This is a genomic window from Draconibacterium orientale (genome assembly GCF_900111425.1).
Lineage (GTDB): Bacteria > Bacteroidota > Bacteroidia > Bacteroidales > Prolixibacteraceae > Draconibacterium > Draconibacterium orientale.
Genome location: NZ_FOHT01000012.1, coordinates 17,274 through 33,180, shown reverse-complemented (window position 1 = coordinate 33,180; position 15,907 = coordinate 17,274). Strand labels below are relative to the sequence as shown.

11 protein-coding genes are annotated in these 15,907 nt (G+C 43.6%); 2 read left to right on the top strand and 9 right to left on the bottom strand.

What is annotated here, in order from left to right:
- Positions 1-123: 123 nt before the first annotated feature.
- Together BMW53_RS08340 and BMW53_RS08335 are read right to left on the bottom strand one after the other, a co-directional pair.
- On the bottom strand, positions 124-462 hold the full coding sequence (locus tag BMW53_RS08340; RefSeq protein ID WP_038558321.1) for a hypothetical protein: 339 nt from the start codon (positions 460-462) through the stop codon (positions 124-126).
- 121 nt (positions 463-583) lie between these two features.
- The gene (locus tag BMW53_RS08335) at positions 584-1,282 is read right to left on the bottom strand and encodes a M48 family metallopeptidase (protein WP_038558324.1); all 699 of its coding nucleotides are present in this window, start codon (positions 1,280-1,282) and stop codon (positions 584-586) included.
- Positions 1,283-1,320: 38 nt separating this feature from the next.
- On the opposite strand from BMW53_RS08335, the gene BMW53_RS08330 reads away from it, so the two are divergent.
- The gene (locus BMW53_RS08330) at positions 1,321-2,025 is read left to right on the top strand and encodes a hypothetical protein (RefSeq protein WP_038558326.1); all 705 of its coding nucleotides are present in this window, start codon (positions 1,321-1,323) and stop codon (positions 2,023-2,025) included.
- A gap of 100 nt (positions 2,026-2,125) precedes the next feature.
- Complete coding sequence (locus BMW53_RS08325) at positions 2,126-3,304, top strand: efflux RND transporter periplasmic adaptor subunit (RefSeq protein WP_139178063.1); 1,179 nt, start codon at positions 2,126-2,128, stop codon at positions 3,302-3,304.
- A 91-nt stretch (positions 3,305-3,395) separates the two neighbouring features.
- On the opposite strand, the gene BMW53_RS08320 is transcribed toward BMW53_RS08325, so the two are convergent.
- The 7 genes from BMW53_RS08320 to BMW53_RS08290 all read right to left on the bottom strand — a co-directional run bounded on the left by BMW53_RS08320 (position 3,396) and on the right by BMW53_RS08290 (position 15,898).
- Positions 3,396-5,009 carry a sulfatase family protein gene (locus BMW53_RS08320; RefSeq protein ID WP_038558330.1) on the bottom strand — a complete coding sequence of 538 codons (1,614 nt, stop codon included), beginning with the start codon at positions 5,007-5,009 and terminating at the stop codon, positions 3,396-3,398.
- A gap of 18 nt (positions 5,010-5,027) precedes the next feature.
- Entirely contained in the window at positions 5,028-7,313 is a 2,286-nt protein-coding gene (bglX, locus tag BMW53_RS08315) for a beta-glucosidase BglX (protein WP_074780490.1), read from the bottom strand.
- Between the two features lie 21 nt (positions 7,314-7,334).
- Positions 7,335-9,146 carry a family 43 glycosylhydrolase gene (locus BMW53_RS08310; protein ID WP_038558332.1) on the bottom strand — a complete coding sequence of 604 codons (1,812 nt, stop codon included), beginning with the start codon at positions 9,144-9,146 and terminating at the stop codon, positions 7,335-7,337.
- A gap of 18 nt (positions 9,147-9,164) precedes the next feature.
- Entirely contained in the window at positions 9,165-10,523 is a 1,359-nt protein-coding gene (locus BMW53_RS08305) for a glucoamylase family protein (RefSeq protein ID WP_038558334.1), read from the bottom strand.
- 3 nt (positions 10,524-10,526) lie between these two features.
- Positions 10,527-12,512, bottom strand: coding sequence for a glucoamylase family protein (locus BMW53_RS08300; RefSeq protein WP_038558335.1), 1,986 nt, complete (start codon positions 12,510-12,512; stop codon positions 10,527-10,529).
- 99 nt (positions 12,513-12,611) lie between these two features.
- Positions 12,612-14,354, bottom strand: coding sequence for a LamG domain-containing protein (locus tag BMW53_RS08295; protein WP_038558338.1), 1,743 nt, complete (start codon positions 14,352-14,354; stop codon positions 12,612-12,614).
- An 11-nt stretch (positions 14,355-14,365) separates the two neighbouring features.
- Positions 14,366-15,898 carry a RagB/SusD family nutrient uptake outer membrane protein gene (locus BMW53_RS08290; protein ID WP_038558339.1) on the bottom strand — a complete coding sequence of 511 codons (1,533 nt, stop codon included), beginning with the start codon at positions 15,896-15,898 and terminating at the stop codon, positions 14,366-14,368.
- Positions 15,899-15,907 lie beyond the last annotated feature (9 nt).

Genomic DNA, 15,907 nt, shown 5'->3' with positions numbered 1-15,907 from the left:
TAAAATGCGTATTGCATTCGAAATAAATGTGTTGCGATGGCTGTATGAATTTACAAAATGATAGAGTGATTAGCCAATCCAAATCATCCCTTAATCGGCGGGATAATGCAACAATCTGAAATTTTATGCGATATACGCGGGCGGCGGGAGGTTGGTATAAAGTATAAGAATGGGCTTAAAAACAGCAGTTATTGCTCTTTTGTCTGAACTGTTTAAACTTTCGGGGAAGGTTTTGGAAGTTGCTCTTTGTACCGGAAATGCAAAGATTTTGTTGTGGTTATCTTCCTGGTATTCCAGTAAGGATTCGCACAAATCAATATCTGACGATACACTACATTCAACTTCTATCGTGTCCGTTTCTGCGGAAAAAGCAATGTCATTTATCGGAAATGAATTGTCTCCGGTTATCTGTAGTATCCCTGTCAGAAAATAAATTAAAAGCAGTATGAATAATGCTCTCAAACCTTGGCTTTTAAAATTACACGACAAATTTAGATTCTCTTTTTCAGTTGTGGAGCGCTACCGCGGTAATAGTGCCGAAAATTGAGGTTTATTTAACTCCGCTTTTGTGCTGATGTGTTGTTTACAGCGTGTAAGTGGAGTATTTTTTCACTTCGCGTGCCAGTTCGCGCGCCTTGCCATCGGTTATCTGGTTTAGCCGTTCCCAGAATTTTGGGCCATGATTTTTAACTTCGGTATGCACCAACTCGTGCAGCAAAATATAATCGATCAGTTTTACGGGCAGTTTCATCATTTGCAAATTCAGGCTGATGTTGTTCTTTGATGAGCAGCTTCCCCAGTTTCGACGGTTATTTCGGATGGTTACTTTGCTGTAGCTAAAACCGTGTTTTTTTGCCAGATCGGAAATTCTGACCGGAAGCAAACGTTTGGCTTCATGGCGGTAAACAGCGGTTACAATTTGATCGATAAAAGCAATCGATTCTTCATTTTCAAAATCCGAAACCGAAATTATTATGCTATCGCCTTTTCGTTTAGCATCGTTTTTTTCGCCCTGAACAATGCGTATTTTATGCAGTTTTGTTTCAATTACGGTGCCCGGTTTTACGTTTGTTGAGCGGGCTTTCATCTTTTCCTGCTGCTTTAAAACCCATTGCTGGTTTTTCTCCACAAAAGCCATTGCCTCTTTTGGTGTAATAAAAAAAGGAAAAGAAACCAGCACCGATTTGTCGGGTTTTACGCTAAGTTTAATATTTTTAGATCGCTGGTTTTGAGAAAATGTTACCTTGCCTATATGTGCGAATTGAACTACTTGGCTTGCCATACGTTATTGTTAAAAATAAAAAATCAAAGATATCAATCATGGGAAATAAAAAGATGGAGGTATTCGTAAACCTCACAAAAAAAGATATGGTTGTTTCGGTTGAGGAAAAAATTCTTCCTGAAAGCCTGGTGTTCGAATCGTTAAATCCGTTTCCCGGATACTACCATAACCTGCCGACCGATCCGGGGTCGTTGTACATTTACCTGGTGCTGGATAAACAATATCCGCTGGAGGAAGTTTTGAGAGCCACACAAGCGATTGAGAAAAAGTACAACTGGAATTTTGATGCCGGGAAAGCCTACATGTCTATCGGCTCAACTTTTCTTAATGCGATTCGGATAAAACACCTACCATCGCTTGATTTGTTGGTAAAGATTCAGGAAGCTTATGTGGATCAGGGGATTCATTTTCTGATGAAAAAGAAACTAAAAGGAACGCTGGAAGCCAATGTTAAGATCGTTAAATTTCTTGAGCTGGAAAAACTGGCCGATGGAATTTTTCTGAATGCTCAGGATACTACTTTTGCTTATATTGAAGTGCCTAAATATCTCGACTCGGAGGAGTTTATAAAAGTTTCGATGGATGTGAAGTACAACTGGGAAGGGCATGAGTTTGATGCTGCCAATGCTTCGTTTTATATCGATGGTAAGCTTGTTGAAGCCGTTCGTATTTTCTCCGATAAGATGGATGTTGACTATTTAAGCGCCATTAAAAAATTATATGTTGAAAAGATTGACAAGTAATAAATTTTAAATAAAAGAAAAGGCAGCCGAATTAGTGCTGTCTTTTTTTGTGTCTGCATTTTTGTACATTTGGTTAACTTTTTATAAAACTGGAATCATTATGCATAACAGGTCCCGATTATTTGTTTTTGGCCTTCTGGCAATTTTGGCGAGCGTATTGTTTGCCTGTAAAGGGAATTCGGATAAATCAATTATTAAAACCGAAGTTGTTGACCGTGGCCCGGTGGTGGTTTCGTTTAAATGCCAGGGAAGTGTTCGTGCGGCCAATGTTGTATCGGTAATAAATCCCTTGCGAAACTCGGTGGTTACCGTGCATAAAATGCCCGGCGAGCGGGTTGAAAAAGGGGAACTTATTCTACAGCTCAACAAAAACCAGATACAGGACGAAATTGCCGATCTGAATAACCAGATACAGCAAAAAGAAAATGCCCTTGAGAAAAACCGCTTAAATGTAAAAAGCATTCAGCTCGATCTTAATCAAGGTGAAGAGGCAAAAAAAGCACGCGTTCAGAATATGCGCCATTCGCTTGAACAGCAGGAAAAACTGTTGGAAGCAGGCGGCACATCGCAGGCGCGGGTTGATCAGATAAAACAAAACCTATTGTTGGCCGAGCAGGATTTAAACAACCAGGCAGAAAAGAATTCGATGCGATTGCAGCAGTTGGAAATGGATGAGCGGAACCTGGCCTTACAAATTCAGTCGTTTAAAAAGAGTGTGGCAACACAACGCGCTATTTTGCAAAAAACGGATGTAAAAGCACCGGTTTCGGGTATTTTGCTGGAAGTTGCCGGGAATGTGGGCGATTATGTTGCACTCGACCAGGCGCTGGTAAAAATTGCCGATGAAAGCACCTCTAAAATTATTGGAAGCGCCGGTAAAAATAAACTCGCACTAATTCAGCCCGGGGGAGAAGTGGAAGTTACCGTGAACAACGCAACTTTTATGGGAACCATTGGCCAGGTGTACGACGATGAAAATTCGGAGTCGGTATCGTTTGATGTTTTTGTTGATGAAAACAATCAGCAAAAACTGGCAGGGGGCGAAAATGTTGAGTTGCTGGTAAAAGCCAACGACAAAGAGAATGTGTTGCGCATACGAAAGTTGCCGGGAATGAAATTATCCCAACATTTTGATGTTTTGGTTCAGAAAAATGATGAGCTAATTCGCACCGAAATTGTTCTGGGGACCATTGGTAAAGACTACTGCGAAATTATTTCTGGAGTTAACGAAGGCGATATAATTCGGGTTGAGGATCCTTCTACCGCTCAGGTGCAATAGAACCTTGTCCTTTACTAATGGGAATAAAAAAATCGGCAAGCTAAATGATTAGCAACTTGCCGATATTCTTTTTTAAGACCTTGGTAAATCTTTATTTTATCAGGCCTCTGTCTTTGTATTTTTGAATAAAAGCCTCATCAAGTTCCTCCGAGTCTTTGTATTGCACACGCAAATTCTGCAATTGTTTGGTCAATGTAGTAACCACATCGGCATAAGCCGGGTCGTCGTACACATTATTCAGTTCCAACGGATCTTTTTTGCGGTCGTACAATTCCCACTCGTCAATATCGTAATAGAAATGTGCGAGTTTAAAATCGGTGGTTACAATTCCGTAGTGCCGTTTTACCATATGGAATCCCGGATATTCATAATAATGATAATAAACAGCATCGCGTGTCCAGGCGGCCGTGTCGCCAACCAAAAGCGGCATCAAACTTTCGCCCTGCATATCCGATGGAGCATTAACACCCGCAGCCTCCAGAAAAGTTTGTGCAAAATCGAGGTTCTGCACCATTTCATCCGAAACCGATCCCGGAGCAATTTTTCCCGGCCACTTTACCAAAAGCGGTGTTTTAAACGATTCGTTGTAAATAAAACGTTTATCGAACCAGCCGTGTTCGCCCAGATAAAATCCCTGATCAGAGGTATAAACGACGATGGTATTCTCATCCAATCCCTGTTTTTTCAAGTGATCGAGCAAACGGCCAACATTTTCATCAACCGATGCAATACAGCCCAGGTAATCCTGCATGTAACGCTGGTATTTCCAACGCATAAAAGCCGAGTCGTTCATTGTAGGGTACAGATTTGCAAACTCTTCGTTTATTGGGCCGTAAACCGCATCCCAACTGGCTTTTTGCTCATCGGTAAAACGGGCGTATTTACTTTTAAAAACGTTAAATCCCCATTCCGACATTTCCTCAACGCCCAGCTCTTTGGCCAACTCGGGGTGAATTTTATTATCAGCCGAAACGGTCATGTGTTTTAACAGGTTCATTTCGGCCTCTTTCGCTGCTGTTCCCCGTCCTTTGTAATCGTCAAATAAAGTCTCTGGTTCGGGGAAAGTCTTTTGGGTAAACTCCTTATAATGGCGTTCAGCAGGGTACCACTCGCGATGAGGCGCTTTGTGCAGGTACATCATTAAAAAAGGTTTGTCTTCCTTTCTTCGGTTATCCATCCAGTCGATGGCAAGGTCGGTAATTACGTCGGTTACATAACCCTGAATGGTGGTGTCGCCGGTGTTGGTAATAAAATCGGGGTTGTAGTAATCGCCCTGTCCGGGAAGGATTTTAAACTCATCAAAACCTTTCGGATTGTTTCCGAAATGCAGCTTTCCAAACATAGCCGTTTGATAGCCGGAATTGTGCAGCAACTGCGGAAAAGTAACATTGGTTGTGTCGAAAGGAAAGTTATTGTCGATCTTTCCGTGAATGTGCGTGTGTTTTCCGGTTAGAATAGTTGCCCGCGACGGCGCACAAATCGAGTTGGAAACACAGGCATTGGTAAACAACATCCCTTCGTCGGCAATCCGGTCGATATTTGGCGTCTGGATCAGTTTATCGTCGTAGGCGCTAATGGCCTGGTACGCATGATCGTCGCTCATAATAAAAATAATGTTTGGGCGTTGCAGATCACTTTCTTTTTGCGAACAAGCTTCCAAAAGCAGAACTGATGCAAAAAGTGTTAGTACTAATAAACTTCTCATTTTAGTTGGTTTAGATTCTTATTCTAAAGTAAATTTTGTTGCCAGTGAGGCGTTCGAATCACCTCCCACATAAATTTCAAATTCACCGGGTTCGGCATAAAACGACAAATCCGAATGATAAAATGCCAGATCGTCGTTGGTGATAGTGAATTCCACTGTTTTAGTTTCACCTTTTGGAACGAAAACTTTTTCGAATCCCTTGAGCAAACGCAACGGTGGCGTAATGCTGGCCACCATATCACGAATATACAACTGCACTACTTCTTCGCCATCAAAATCGCCGGTGTTGGTCACTTCAACAGACACTTTTACGTCTTCGTTATTGGCGATTGTGGCTTTGTCGATACTTAAGTTTTTAAACTCGAATGAAGTGTAGCTCAATCCATAACCAAAGGGGAAAAGCGGCGAGTTGGGCGCATCCAGGTAATTCGATTTGAATTTTTGAAAGGTATCGCCATCTTGCGGGCGACCGGTATTTCGAACGCTGTAATAAATCGGCACTTGCCCAACATTTACAGGGAAAGTTGCTGTAAGTTTACCGGATGGATTGTAATCGCCAAACAAAACGTCGGGCAGCGCATTTCCACCTTCAACACCGGCATGCCACATTTGCACGAAAGCATCAGCCAGCTCTACTTCTTCGCTAATTTCCATTGGGCGACCACTCATATTTACCACAACCAGTGGTTTTCCTGTTTTGGCCAGTTCCCGCAACAATTTCTTTTGACTCGGAGGCATGGTAATATCCGTGCGGCTTGATGATTCTCCCGTCATTTCAGTGGCCTCACCAACAACTGCAACAATCACATCTGCTTTTCGCGACACAGATACAGCTTCGCGCAACATAGTTTCAGGCGAACGTTCGTCAATAAAAATCTTCGGGCCAAATACATTTATTTTTTCTGCAAATGCAGGATCGTCGCTAATATTAGCACCTTTTGCATGAAGAATATTCACATCGTTGCCAACCACATTCTGGAATCCTTCCAAAACGGTAACTGAAAGATTGAAGTCTCCTGTTGGTGCCCATGTTCCAAGCATGTTGCTACGACTGTCAACCAGCGGTCCGACCAAAGCCACTGTTCCTGTCTTTTTCAGCGGTAGCAACTGGTTTTCATTTTTCAATAGTACCATCGAACGGGCAGCTGCTTGTCGTGCCACCTGACGATGTTCATCAGTTAGAATATCATTTTCGGGACGCGAGTTATCAAAATAAAGATATGGATCGTCAAAAAGTCCCAGTTTGTATTTTGCTTCCAGAATTCTACGGCACGCTTTATTAATATCTTCCTCGGTAACTTTGCCTTCTTCCAGCGATTTTTCCAGCGTGGTCAGAAATCCTTCTCCCACCATGTCCATATCCAAACCGGCTTTTAATGCCAGCGCCGAAACCTCTTGCAAATCGCCCAAACCGTGAGCGATCATTTCGTTTACCGAAGTGTAATCGGAAACCACAAATCCATCAAATCCCCACATATCGCGCAAAACGGTGGTAAGCAACCACTTGTTTCCACTGGCGGGCACGCCGTCAACATCGTTAAAAGACGACATTACGCAACCAACTCCGGCATCGATTGCAGCCTTGTATGGCGGGAAATATTCGTTGAACATTCTCAGGTGACTCATATCAACCGAGTTGTAATCGCGGCCGGCTTCTGCAGCCCCATACAAGGCAAAATGTTTTACGGTTGCCATCATCGTTGTAGTTGAGGTCAGGTCGTTTTGTTGGTATCCGTTTACCATTGCCTTGGCAATTTCGGAACCCAGGTACGGATCTTCACCGGCACCTTCAGAAATACGCCCCCAACGTGGATCGCGCGATACATCAACCATTGGCGAGAAGTTCCAGAAGATACCATCGGCGGTTGCTTCTTTCGCCGCAATCTGAGCAGTTTTTTCTATCAATTCCATATCCCAGGTGCTGGCTAGTCCAAGCGGTAGCGGGAAAGTGGTTTTGTATCCATGTATAACATCGGAACCAAAGATCATCGGAATTCCCAGGCGGCTTTCTTCAACAGCCAGTTGCTGTGCCTGGCGTGTTTTTTCCGGTCCGTAAACACCAAAAATACCGCCTACTTTCCCGGTTTTTATTTTCTCCTCAACTCCGGTGCTTACAACCGATCCTGTTGGAATTCCACCTCCCGGCGTAATCAGGTTCAACTGACCAATTTTTTCCTGGACAGTCATTTGGGCCATCAGATCGGAAACAAAAACATCCATTTCGGAATCATCTGAGTTGCTCGTCGGTGTTCCACATCCGGCGAATAAAAATAGTACTGCAACAAATAGTAAAAAGCGTGACATATCTATAGTATTTAAAAGTTTCTAATTAATTCTAATGGGTTCCGTTTGTTCCGAAATTCCGTTTTCGTTAAATGCTTCAATCGAAAAATAGTAGGGCGTATTGCGGTCGAGGCAGCGCATAAAATGCTCAGTTGTATCGTATAGCTGCCACGACTGGTAGAGTTTGTCGGGTGCAATTCCCCAACGGATATTGTATCCCTGCGCACCTTTTACCGGTTTCCACGAGAAGGAAATATCCCGGCGGTCATCTTCACGATTTATCTGAAAATCTTTTACTTCGGCAGGTTTCTTCCCGAGTCCTAAACCAAATACCCGAATCTCGCTCATGGCAAAGTTTTTTCCCGGAACTTTGATGTTTTTATAGCGAACAAATTTTGCTTCCACCGGCTGATTCAGCACGATGTATGCATTCGGTGAATCTTTGTAACTGTTGCTACGGTCAACCGCCGTTTGCCAGTTTTTTCCGTCTGCTGAAACTTCGATTACAAAACGATGTCGTAAGCCTTCGGTGCGTGTATAAATACCCGTTTCATAATCGTGAAAATTCAGTTGAAAAGCATAAATATTTCCTGGATTTTGCATTTCAATAGTTATCCATTGTTTGTTGTCGTTGGCTTCGGCCACCCAAAATGTTTTCGGGTTTTCATCGGTCAGCACATTGGCGGTAATTTCACCTTTGTCATTCTTTTCAATCGGTAATTCGTGTACCTCCACCTCATCATTATTTGAGGTGAATTTCATGATCTGTTGTAACGACGATGAAACGGTAACTTTTCCTTTGTACGACAACAACATCCAGCCGCAATGCTCGCCGGCTTTTGTGGGATGATCGGGGCCAAAACGCGGATAATCGCCATAAGCCGTATTCGAATGCATCAAGCCTTCGTCATCGAAATAGGTGGGGAACATGCACAACCGACGTTCCCATTGAGCATTTGAAGCCAGTGCCATAGTAGCAAAATGCCAGTATTGACCGTTGGTTTGTTTCACCGTAATTCCATGCCCTGCGCCGTTGGTAAAACCACCCGGTTTAAAGCTCATCGGGTTGTTTTTCATATAGGTGAACGGGCCCAGTGGCGATTCACCGATGTAAACGCCATCGGCATAAACATTAAATTGTGTTCCCGGTGCAGCGTACTGCAGGTAATATTTGCCGTTGTGTTTGGTCATTGAGGCACCTTCCATGTAACCTTCTTTTAAAGTTGGATGAAAGTTATTCTCTCCAAAACGCTCCCAGCCGTGCTCTTCCTCCACCAGGTTTATCAGGTCTTTTTTCATTCCGGTTTCCAAAAAACGATCATCTTTGTTTAATTCTTTTACGCGAATCGGATACACATTCGATGATCCCCAATACAAATAGGTTTTGCCGTCATCATCAATAAAAAGCTCTGAATCCTGAATATTATTTGAAATAGATGGCGTTGGTGTCCATTTGCCGCTTTTGGGGTCGTCGGTGTAAAGAATACTCCCGTAACCCGCCGGATCGCCGGCAAAATACACCAACGAATCTTTGTAATTAAAAGCTGTTGGTGCGTTACAACCTTCGAAAAACCATTGCTGAGGTTTAATAAAATTCCAATGCACCAAATCGGTTGAGTGCCAGTAGCCAAACGAGCGGGTAACAAACATGTAGTATTCGCCGCGAAACTCGATAACTGCCGGATCGGCACCCGATCGATAAGAAATATTCCGGGCCGAATTGTAAACCATGTAGGTGTAATCTATATCCAGCGGATTACAATAGGTTTTTGGAATGATAATTTGGGCCTGGCCGCTGCTAATGATTGACAGGGCTATTAAGAAAGTTCCAACAAGTTTTTTTAAGGTTTGCATTGCTTCTTAGTATATCAGTTACGGTGTTTCAAATCCCAATTTTGCCAATCCTTTCTTCACATCCTCGTTTTTCATGAATAGGTTCCACAAAAGTCCGCTGCGGTAATTTTCAATCATCACCGGAATTGGTCCCTGATCGATGGCCAGGTAACGTGGCAAATACCAGTTTTCTGTTTGGCTGTATGCATCATACGGACCGTATTCTCCCACGAGTGAATCGGCTTCCAGGTATAAGTATTTCAAAACGTTCATCGATTCTTTTGGCGTATAAGGAAACGATGAAAGTGCAGCGGTAGGAGAAATCACTCCAAGATCCGATTCCCCCGGATGATGCCCGGCATAACCGTTCATGGAATAACTTGACGTAAATCCCCACTGATTCTCGCCATATCCTTTATGATTTTTAGGATTATCAAGCGCGTAACGATAGTGAATCGTAGCATGATTTACATTTAGTTTCCAGTAGTCGGCATACTTGTCTTTTAACCCTTTCGGATTCAGACCAAGGTACGAATAATGTGCCCAAAAAAGTGGCCCGATCGGATCGTCGTTGTGTTCGTAAAAGTTAAGAACGGTACTCAGGCCGTAATAAATGGTGTCTTTTGCAATGTCTCCGTTAAGCGCCCAGCCTTTATCGTAAATGGCCGGAGAGATTGGATGCGTTGGCGATGAAGCTGCCAGAACGTACATGATCAGACATTCGTTGTAACCACCAACCGGGAAATTCATCTCCCAGCCGTAATTGGGCGACCAGTGCCAGTACAAAACATCTTTTCCTTGGGTGTACCAGTCCCATTCAACGGTTTCCCACAATTGCTGAATATCGGCAACCAGCTGCTGCTCCGCTTCATTTCCGTCTTTGTAGTATTCGGCAACCGCCAGTAATCCCTGGATCATAAAAGCAGTTTCCACCAAATCGCCGCCATCATCTTTTTTACTGAATGGTTTTACTTTCCCAGTTGGCCCGTCAAGCCAGTGTGGCCACGCACCATGGAAACGATCGGCTTTTCCGAGATAATCTACGATTTTTTGAAAACGTTCCAGCGCCTGCTCACGCGTAATAAATCCGCGTTCGATACCAACGAGAATGGCCATTACGCCAAATCCCGAGCCGCCAAGTGTAACCACATTCTGATCGTTTTGCGGATACACATTGTCCATATGAATGCGCTCGCGTGCCATTCCTGAAACCGGTTCTGCACCATCCCAGAAATACTGAAAGGTTTGGTATTGCACCAGATTCAGCAAAGAATCTTCAAGTGAAATTTCTGCTTTCTGCACCGTTTCAACCGGTTTTTTGTTTTTGGAATTGCATCCCGAAAAACCCATGCTGCTGATCAGTGCGATTAATACTATTGGAAATATAATCTTCTTCATCTGTTAATACGTAAAATCAAGTTTTGTTAATCCGGCTTGTACTTCAGGGCACGACATAAACAGATCCCAAAGCAGGTTGGTCCGGTAATTTTCAATCATCACTACAATCGGCCCCTGATCGATGGCAAGGTAGGAGTCGGCCACCCAGCCGTTGGTAAAATCAAAAGCGTCGTAAAATCCATATTCTCCCCACAATTTATCTCCAAGTGTGTAGTAGAAATAGCGTAAAGCTTCCATCGATTCCTCAGGCGTGTAAGGCATCGACGACAGCGCCGCAGTAGGAGTAAGAACGCCCCGGTCGTTGTTTGGCGAGTGTGCCGAATAACCGGAATAGCCATCGCTGGCCGTAAGTCCCCAGCACTCATCAGAATATGCCACATAGTTTTGCGGATTATCGGCACAGTAGGCCTGATTTATTTTTGAGTGCGTTACATTTTGCTCCCAGTAATTGGCATACTGATCAGAAAGGTTTCGTGGATCGAGTCCCAAAAACGAATAGTGCGAAAAGAACAAGGGGCCGCCCATGTCGCTGCGCAATGGCAGGGTGTAGCCGTAATACGAATTATTATCTGTGTTAATCATGTCGCCATCACGCGCCCAGCCTTTGGTGTATACATCTCTGTCGATGGTGTGCGTTGGCGACGAAGCAGCGAGAATATAAACAATAAGAGCCTCATTCCAGCCCCTTATTTTCATGTTCATTGCCCAGTCGTTATTTTCCGACCAGTGCCAGTACAATACGTCTTGTCCGCCTTGTGTGTACCAGTCCCATTCAATGGTTTCCCAAAGTGTGTTGATTTTATCCTTTAAGGAAGATTCCTGTGAATTGCCGGAATTCAGGTACTGTCTCACAGTTAGTAATCCCTGCATCATGAATGCGGTTTCAACCAGGTCGCCACCATCGTCGTTTGAGCTAAACGGAATGGTCTGTCCGGTTTCGCCGTTTAACCAGTGTGGCCATACGCCATAAAAACGGTCGGCATCAGTTAAAAAATCGACAATGGTTTCCAGTCTGTCAACTCCTTGCTTACGCGTAATAAATCCGCGTTCGATTCCTACCAATATCGCCATTATACCAAAACCGGAACCACCTGTGGTAACCGTATTTCCTGATGTATTTCTTTCGCGTGCCAATCCTGAAACCGGATGTGCAAAATCCCAGAAATACTTGAAAGTTTGCCGTTGAACCAGCGTTAATAATTCTTCGTCTGAAATTTGCGGGAATTTAGGAGTGGTGTCGGCTTGCGTATAAAAGTTCAGTTCCAGCCCGTCGAAAGGCTTGCCAATCCGATTTTCAATGTCTGATGAAATGGAAAAAACGGTTTTACTAAAACCTTCCAGTTCCTGCGAAATTTCAACAGAAATTGTTTGTTCGTTTACCTGGTTAACAGTTGAAGCTACTGATGCTCCATTGCTTGAATACGACGAATAAAGGGAAATGTCGTCTTTTGACACGGCTGAATTAAATTGTAGCTGGATCACCGGTTTTCGGTTAATATCCAGAATTCGCGACAGCGGATTGTAGGTTACTTCATCTATTTGCACACTTTCTAAAACCAGTGGTGTTGTGAGTGTAGAGAAGGTATACGATTGCCCATTAAAAGGCTCCTCGTTTGCTCCTTTCAAGCCGGATGAAATCGTCAATGTATAAGTTGCATTTTCATCCAGATCCTGATGATCGATTTTTACCAATTGATTGGAGTTGAAATAGGAAAATGTTAATGCCAGAGGATTATTATCTGCGTCGAATAAATTAATATTTGCCTCGGCAGAAACTGTATTTATCGCAGTATTAAAACGGATTTCAATCGTTTCGTCGATGGCAACATTTGAATTGGCGCCACTTGCAGAAAGTGCTGTTTCGCCAATATAAGCGTACGTGATTGCCAGGTTTTCCGTCGGTTGTTCTTCCGCCGGATCATCCTTACTGCAGGAAACAATCATTCCTGTTACAAAAAAAAGCAATAGTAATTTATGGAATATGCGCATCAGAATCAGCAATAAGAGTTTTTGAAAATTAAAGAAAAAGTTTGAATTGACCCACCGCAGATTACGGTGGGCCAATTCTTAAAACTACCTTATAGTGCTCTATAAACCGTCTTGCATCATTAAAGCAACTTCGTCAGCCGAAAGTGCTTTTTTGAACAAGTATAATTCGTCCATCAGACTTTCGTCCGAGTTGTGGTTCCAGCCATTAAAACGTGGAGCGCCTGACATAATTGAAAGCAGGTCGCAGCCGGTCCAGTCGATTCCAGAAAAATCACCTTGTTTAACCTCAACTCCATCTATATAAACGCGCGCCTCGGTACCCGAAATGGCAAATGCCATGTGCACCCAGTTGCCAGTTGTTGGGTCAACATCGGCGGCAGTACCACCATCAAACCACGAGTCTGCAGTTCCGTTACCGGCATTAAGTTTAAAGCGTTGCATTCCACCTGCATTTTCGCGGAAGAAACGGAAACCACTTGTTCTGTCGTTTTGCGCGTCAGGATTGGCAGTGTCTTCTGGTCCCATAACCAAAATACCAGCTCTGTCTGGTGTTGCATTAACATTCAACCAGAAACTTGCACTGAATTCTTCTCCCTGAACATCAACATCAGCAGTTGAGAAAGTGAGGTACGAATCAGCCGCTCCCTGGTAGGCATCGCCTTCAACACCGGCGCCATAATCAATTGATGGATTGCCAACAACTGTAGCATCTGCGGTACTGATGGCTTCTTTAAAATCGCCGTTAAAATCCATGTAGAAAGAAGCTTGTTCTTTCAGCATAATGGTGTGAATTTCTTCCTGTGTAAGCGCAGTATTGAAAATACGTAACTCATCCATTAAACTACCGTCAGAAAGGTGGCTCCAGCCGGTCCAGTTCGGAGCACCCGACATAATTGAAATCACATCACAATCGGTCCAGTCGATTCCTGAGAAATCACCGTCACTAACCAATTCTCCGTTAATGTAAACAGCGGCGCTGGTTTCTGAAATACTAAATGCAAAGTGTGTCCACTCACCTGTATTTGGTTCAACATCGGCAGCAGCTCCACCATCAAACCACGAGTCTGATTCTCCATTACCAACATTCAATTTAAAACGCTGCATACCGCTTGCATTTTCGCGGAAGAAACGGAAACCTTTTGTACGGTCGTTATCGTTGTCAGCCGGAGGTGATACCACTAAAATTCCCGCTCTGTCCATGCTGGCATCAACTTTCAGCCAGAAACTTGCACTAACTTCGGTTGCTCCCTGCAGAATTGTAGCTGGGAATGTTAGGTACGAATCAGCAGCTCCGCTGTATGCAGTACCTCCCTGGATACCATCGGTAAAACCAGGACTTCCTACTGCAGTTGCCAGGTTAAGGCTGTTCATTTCGCGGAACTCGTTATTAAACGGCATGTAGAAAATTTCGCCTTCGTATTGCGGTACGTATGGCGGCGATTTGGCAAAGTTTACGGTTGCTGTTGTTGTTTTGCCATCAAGATCGGTGGCAGTAACACTTAACACATGCGAACCAGTTGTTACATTGTCGTAAGTGTAGGTTCTCATTGCCACGCGGTAGTCCATAAAGTCAGAGTAGCTCACAATTTCGGTGCCGTCGATATTCACCGAAATGGACCCGATTTCAATATCGTCACGCACTTCAAAGTCGATATTTACCGAAGCAACAGCATCGTTTGTTTGAATTTCATAACCTTCGGGTGGAAAGTTAATCGTAACCTGTGGAGCTGTTTCATCCGCTCCCGGGGCTACAGCCGATATTCCATCGATGTAGTTCTGATCGCATGCATTGAAAGCAAACAGTATCAATGCAAGTATAAATAATTTATTATAAGTCTTCATGTTTTATCGTTTTAGTCAATTCCTTCTTCCAAATGTGGTAATTCAGCAACCTGATCGGCCGGAAATGGCAAATAGGCTTTGTCCATTGTAAATGTTCGGCCTCCATACGAAAGGGCGCTTGTGTTTTCGGTACGTACCATGTCGTAAAAACGTGTTCCCCATTCCATCGCCAGTTCGGCAAATTTCTCGTCCAGTACATCTTGGGTTGTAACCCCCGATAAGTTGGTTAATCCGGCACGGGCACGAACCATGTTCACGGCATCGTCGGCACTCATTGAAATATTACTTGATGCTCCACGTGTAAGCGCTTCTGCATAGGTAAGGAGCATTTCGGAGTAACGGATAACAATAAAGTTCTTGTTACTTCCGTATGATGTTCTCCCGGGAATCAACTCAGTAGAAGGTTGACTGTGTTTGCCACTCACAAAATTCAAACGTGCGTTATTGTTAAAAATGTCGCCTTCGCGGTTGGTGTTATCAATCCACTCGGGTAGTTCACCGTAATCGTTTTGCAACTCGGTAATTCCATCGGGAGTGAAAATAACACTGGTTTCCAGTCGTTCCACTTCGCCTCTGTCGAGCATAAATTCAATGTATTTCAATGTAGGCTCATAGAATCCCCAACCGGCACCGGCGCCTGTTACAACGGGTGTCCATCCGCCAATTCCAAATGGTGCCCACAAGAAATTGGAATTATCGCCTTCTCCCTGGTAAAAATCAGAATATTGGAATTCCATAATGTTTTCATCATTCAGTTTACCTGCCTTTTTAAACAGGTGGTAAAAGTCGTCGGATAATCTAAACTCTCCCGAATTAATAATTTGCGAAGTTGCATTTACCACTCCCTGGTAATCTTCCATTTCCTGGTAAGCCAATGCCTGAATTGCGTAAGCTGTGTAAGTAGTCATTCCTCCAGGAATATCAGAACGTTTGTTTGGATGCATATCAGGAAGGTTTGGAATTGCATCGGTCATTTCGTCAACAATATATTGCATTACCTGAGCTTTATTGCTCACTGGTGTATTCTGAATATTGTCAAGTTCGTCGATAACAATACAACCACCAAAAGTACGGGCAATGTTCAGGTAAAGGTAACCACGCATAACACGGCATTCGGCAATGTACTGATCGGCCATTGCATCGTTACCTGATGCTTCGCGGTACTTATTAATTTCTTCGATAGCCGTAAAAACATTCACGATATCGTTGTAGTGCAGCTGCCATACTGAGTTTGGATTCCAGTGGCTGGCCTGGTACATATAATTATCCTGTTCCTGCATAGGAACCTGGTCGCCTGCAGCATTTACATCATCGCCACGAATTCCCAGCGTTAACGGCTCTTCCCACGAGCGTGTGTATAATCCCTGATAGGCTCCCATTAACGGTAATACCATATTTTCGCTAATGGTATAATCCACGTCGCTGGTAAACGATTCGTTCTCAAAAGGTTGGTCGAGTTTGTCGGTACATCCGATTACTGACACCAATAGCAGCCCGACTAACATTACGGGTGCAAAATATTTTATTAAAAGTTTCTTCTTCATGTTTTAAAG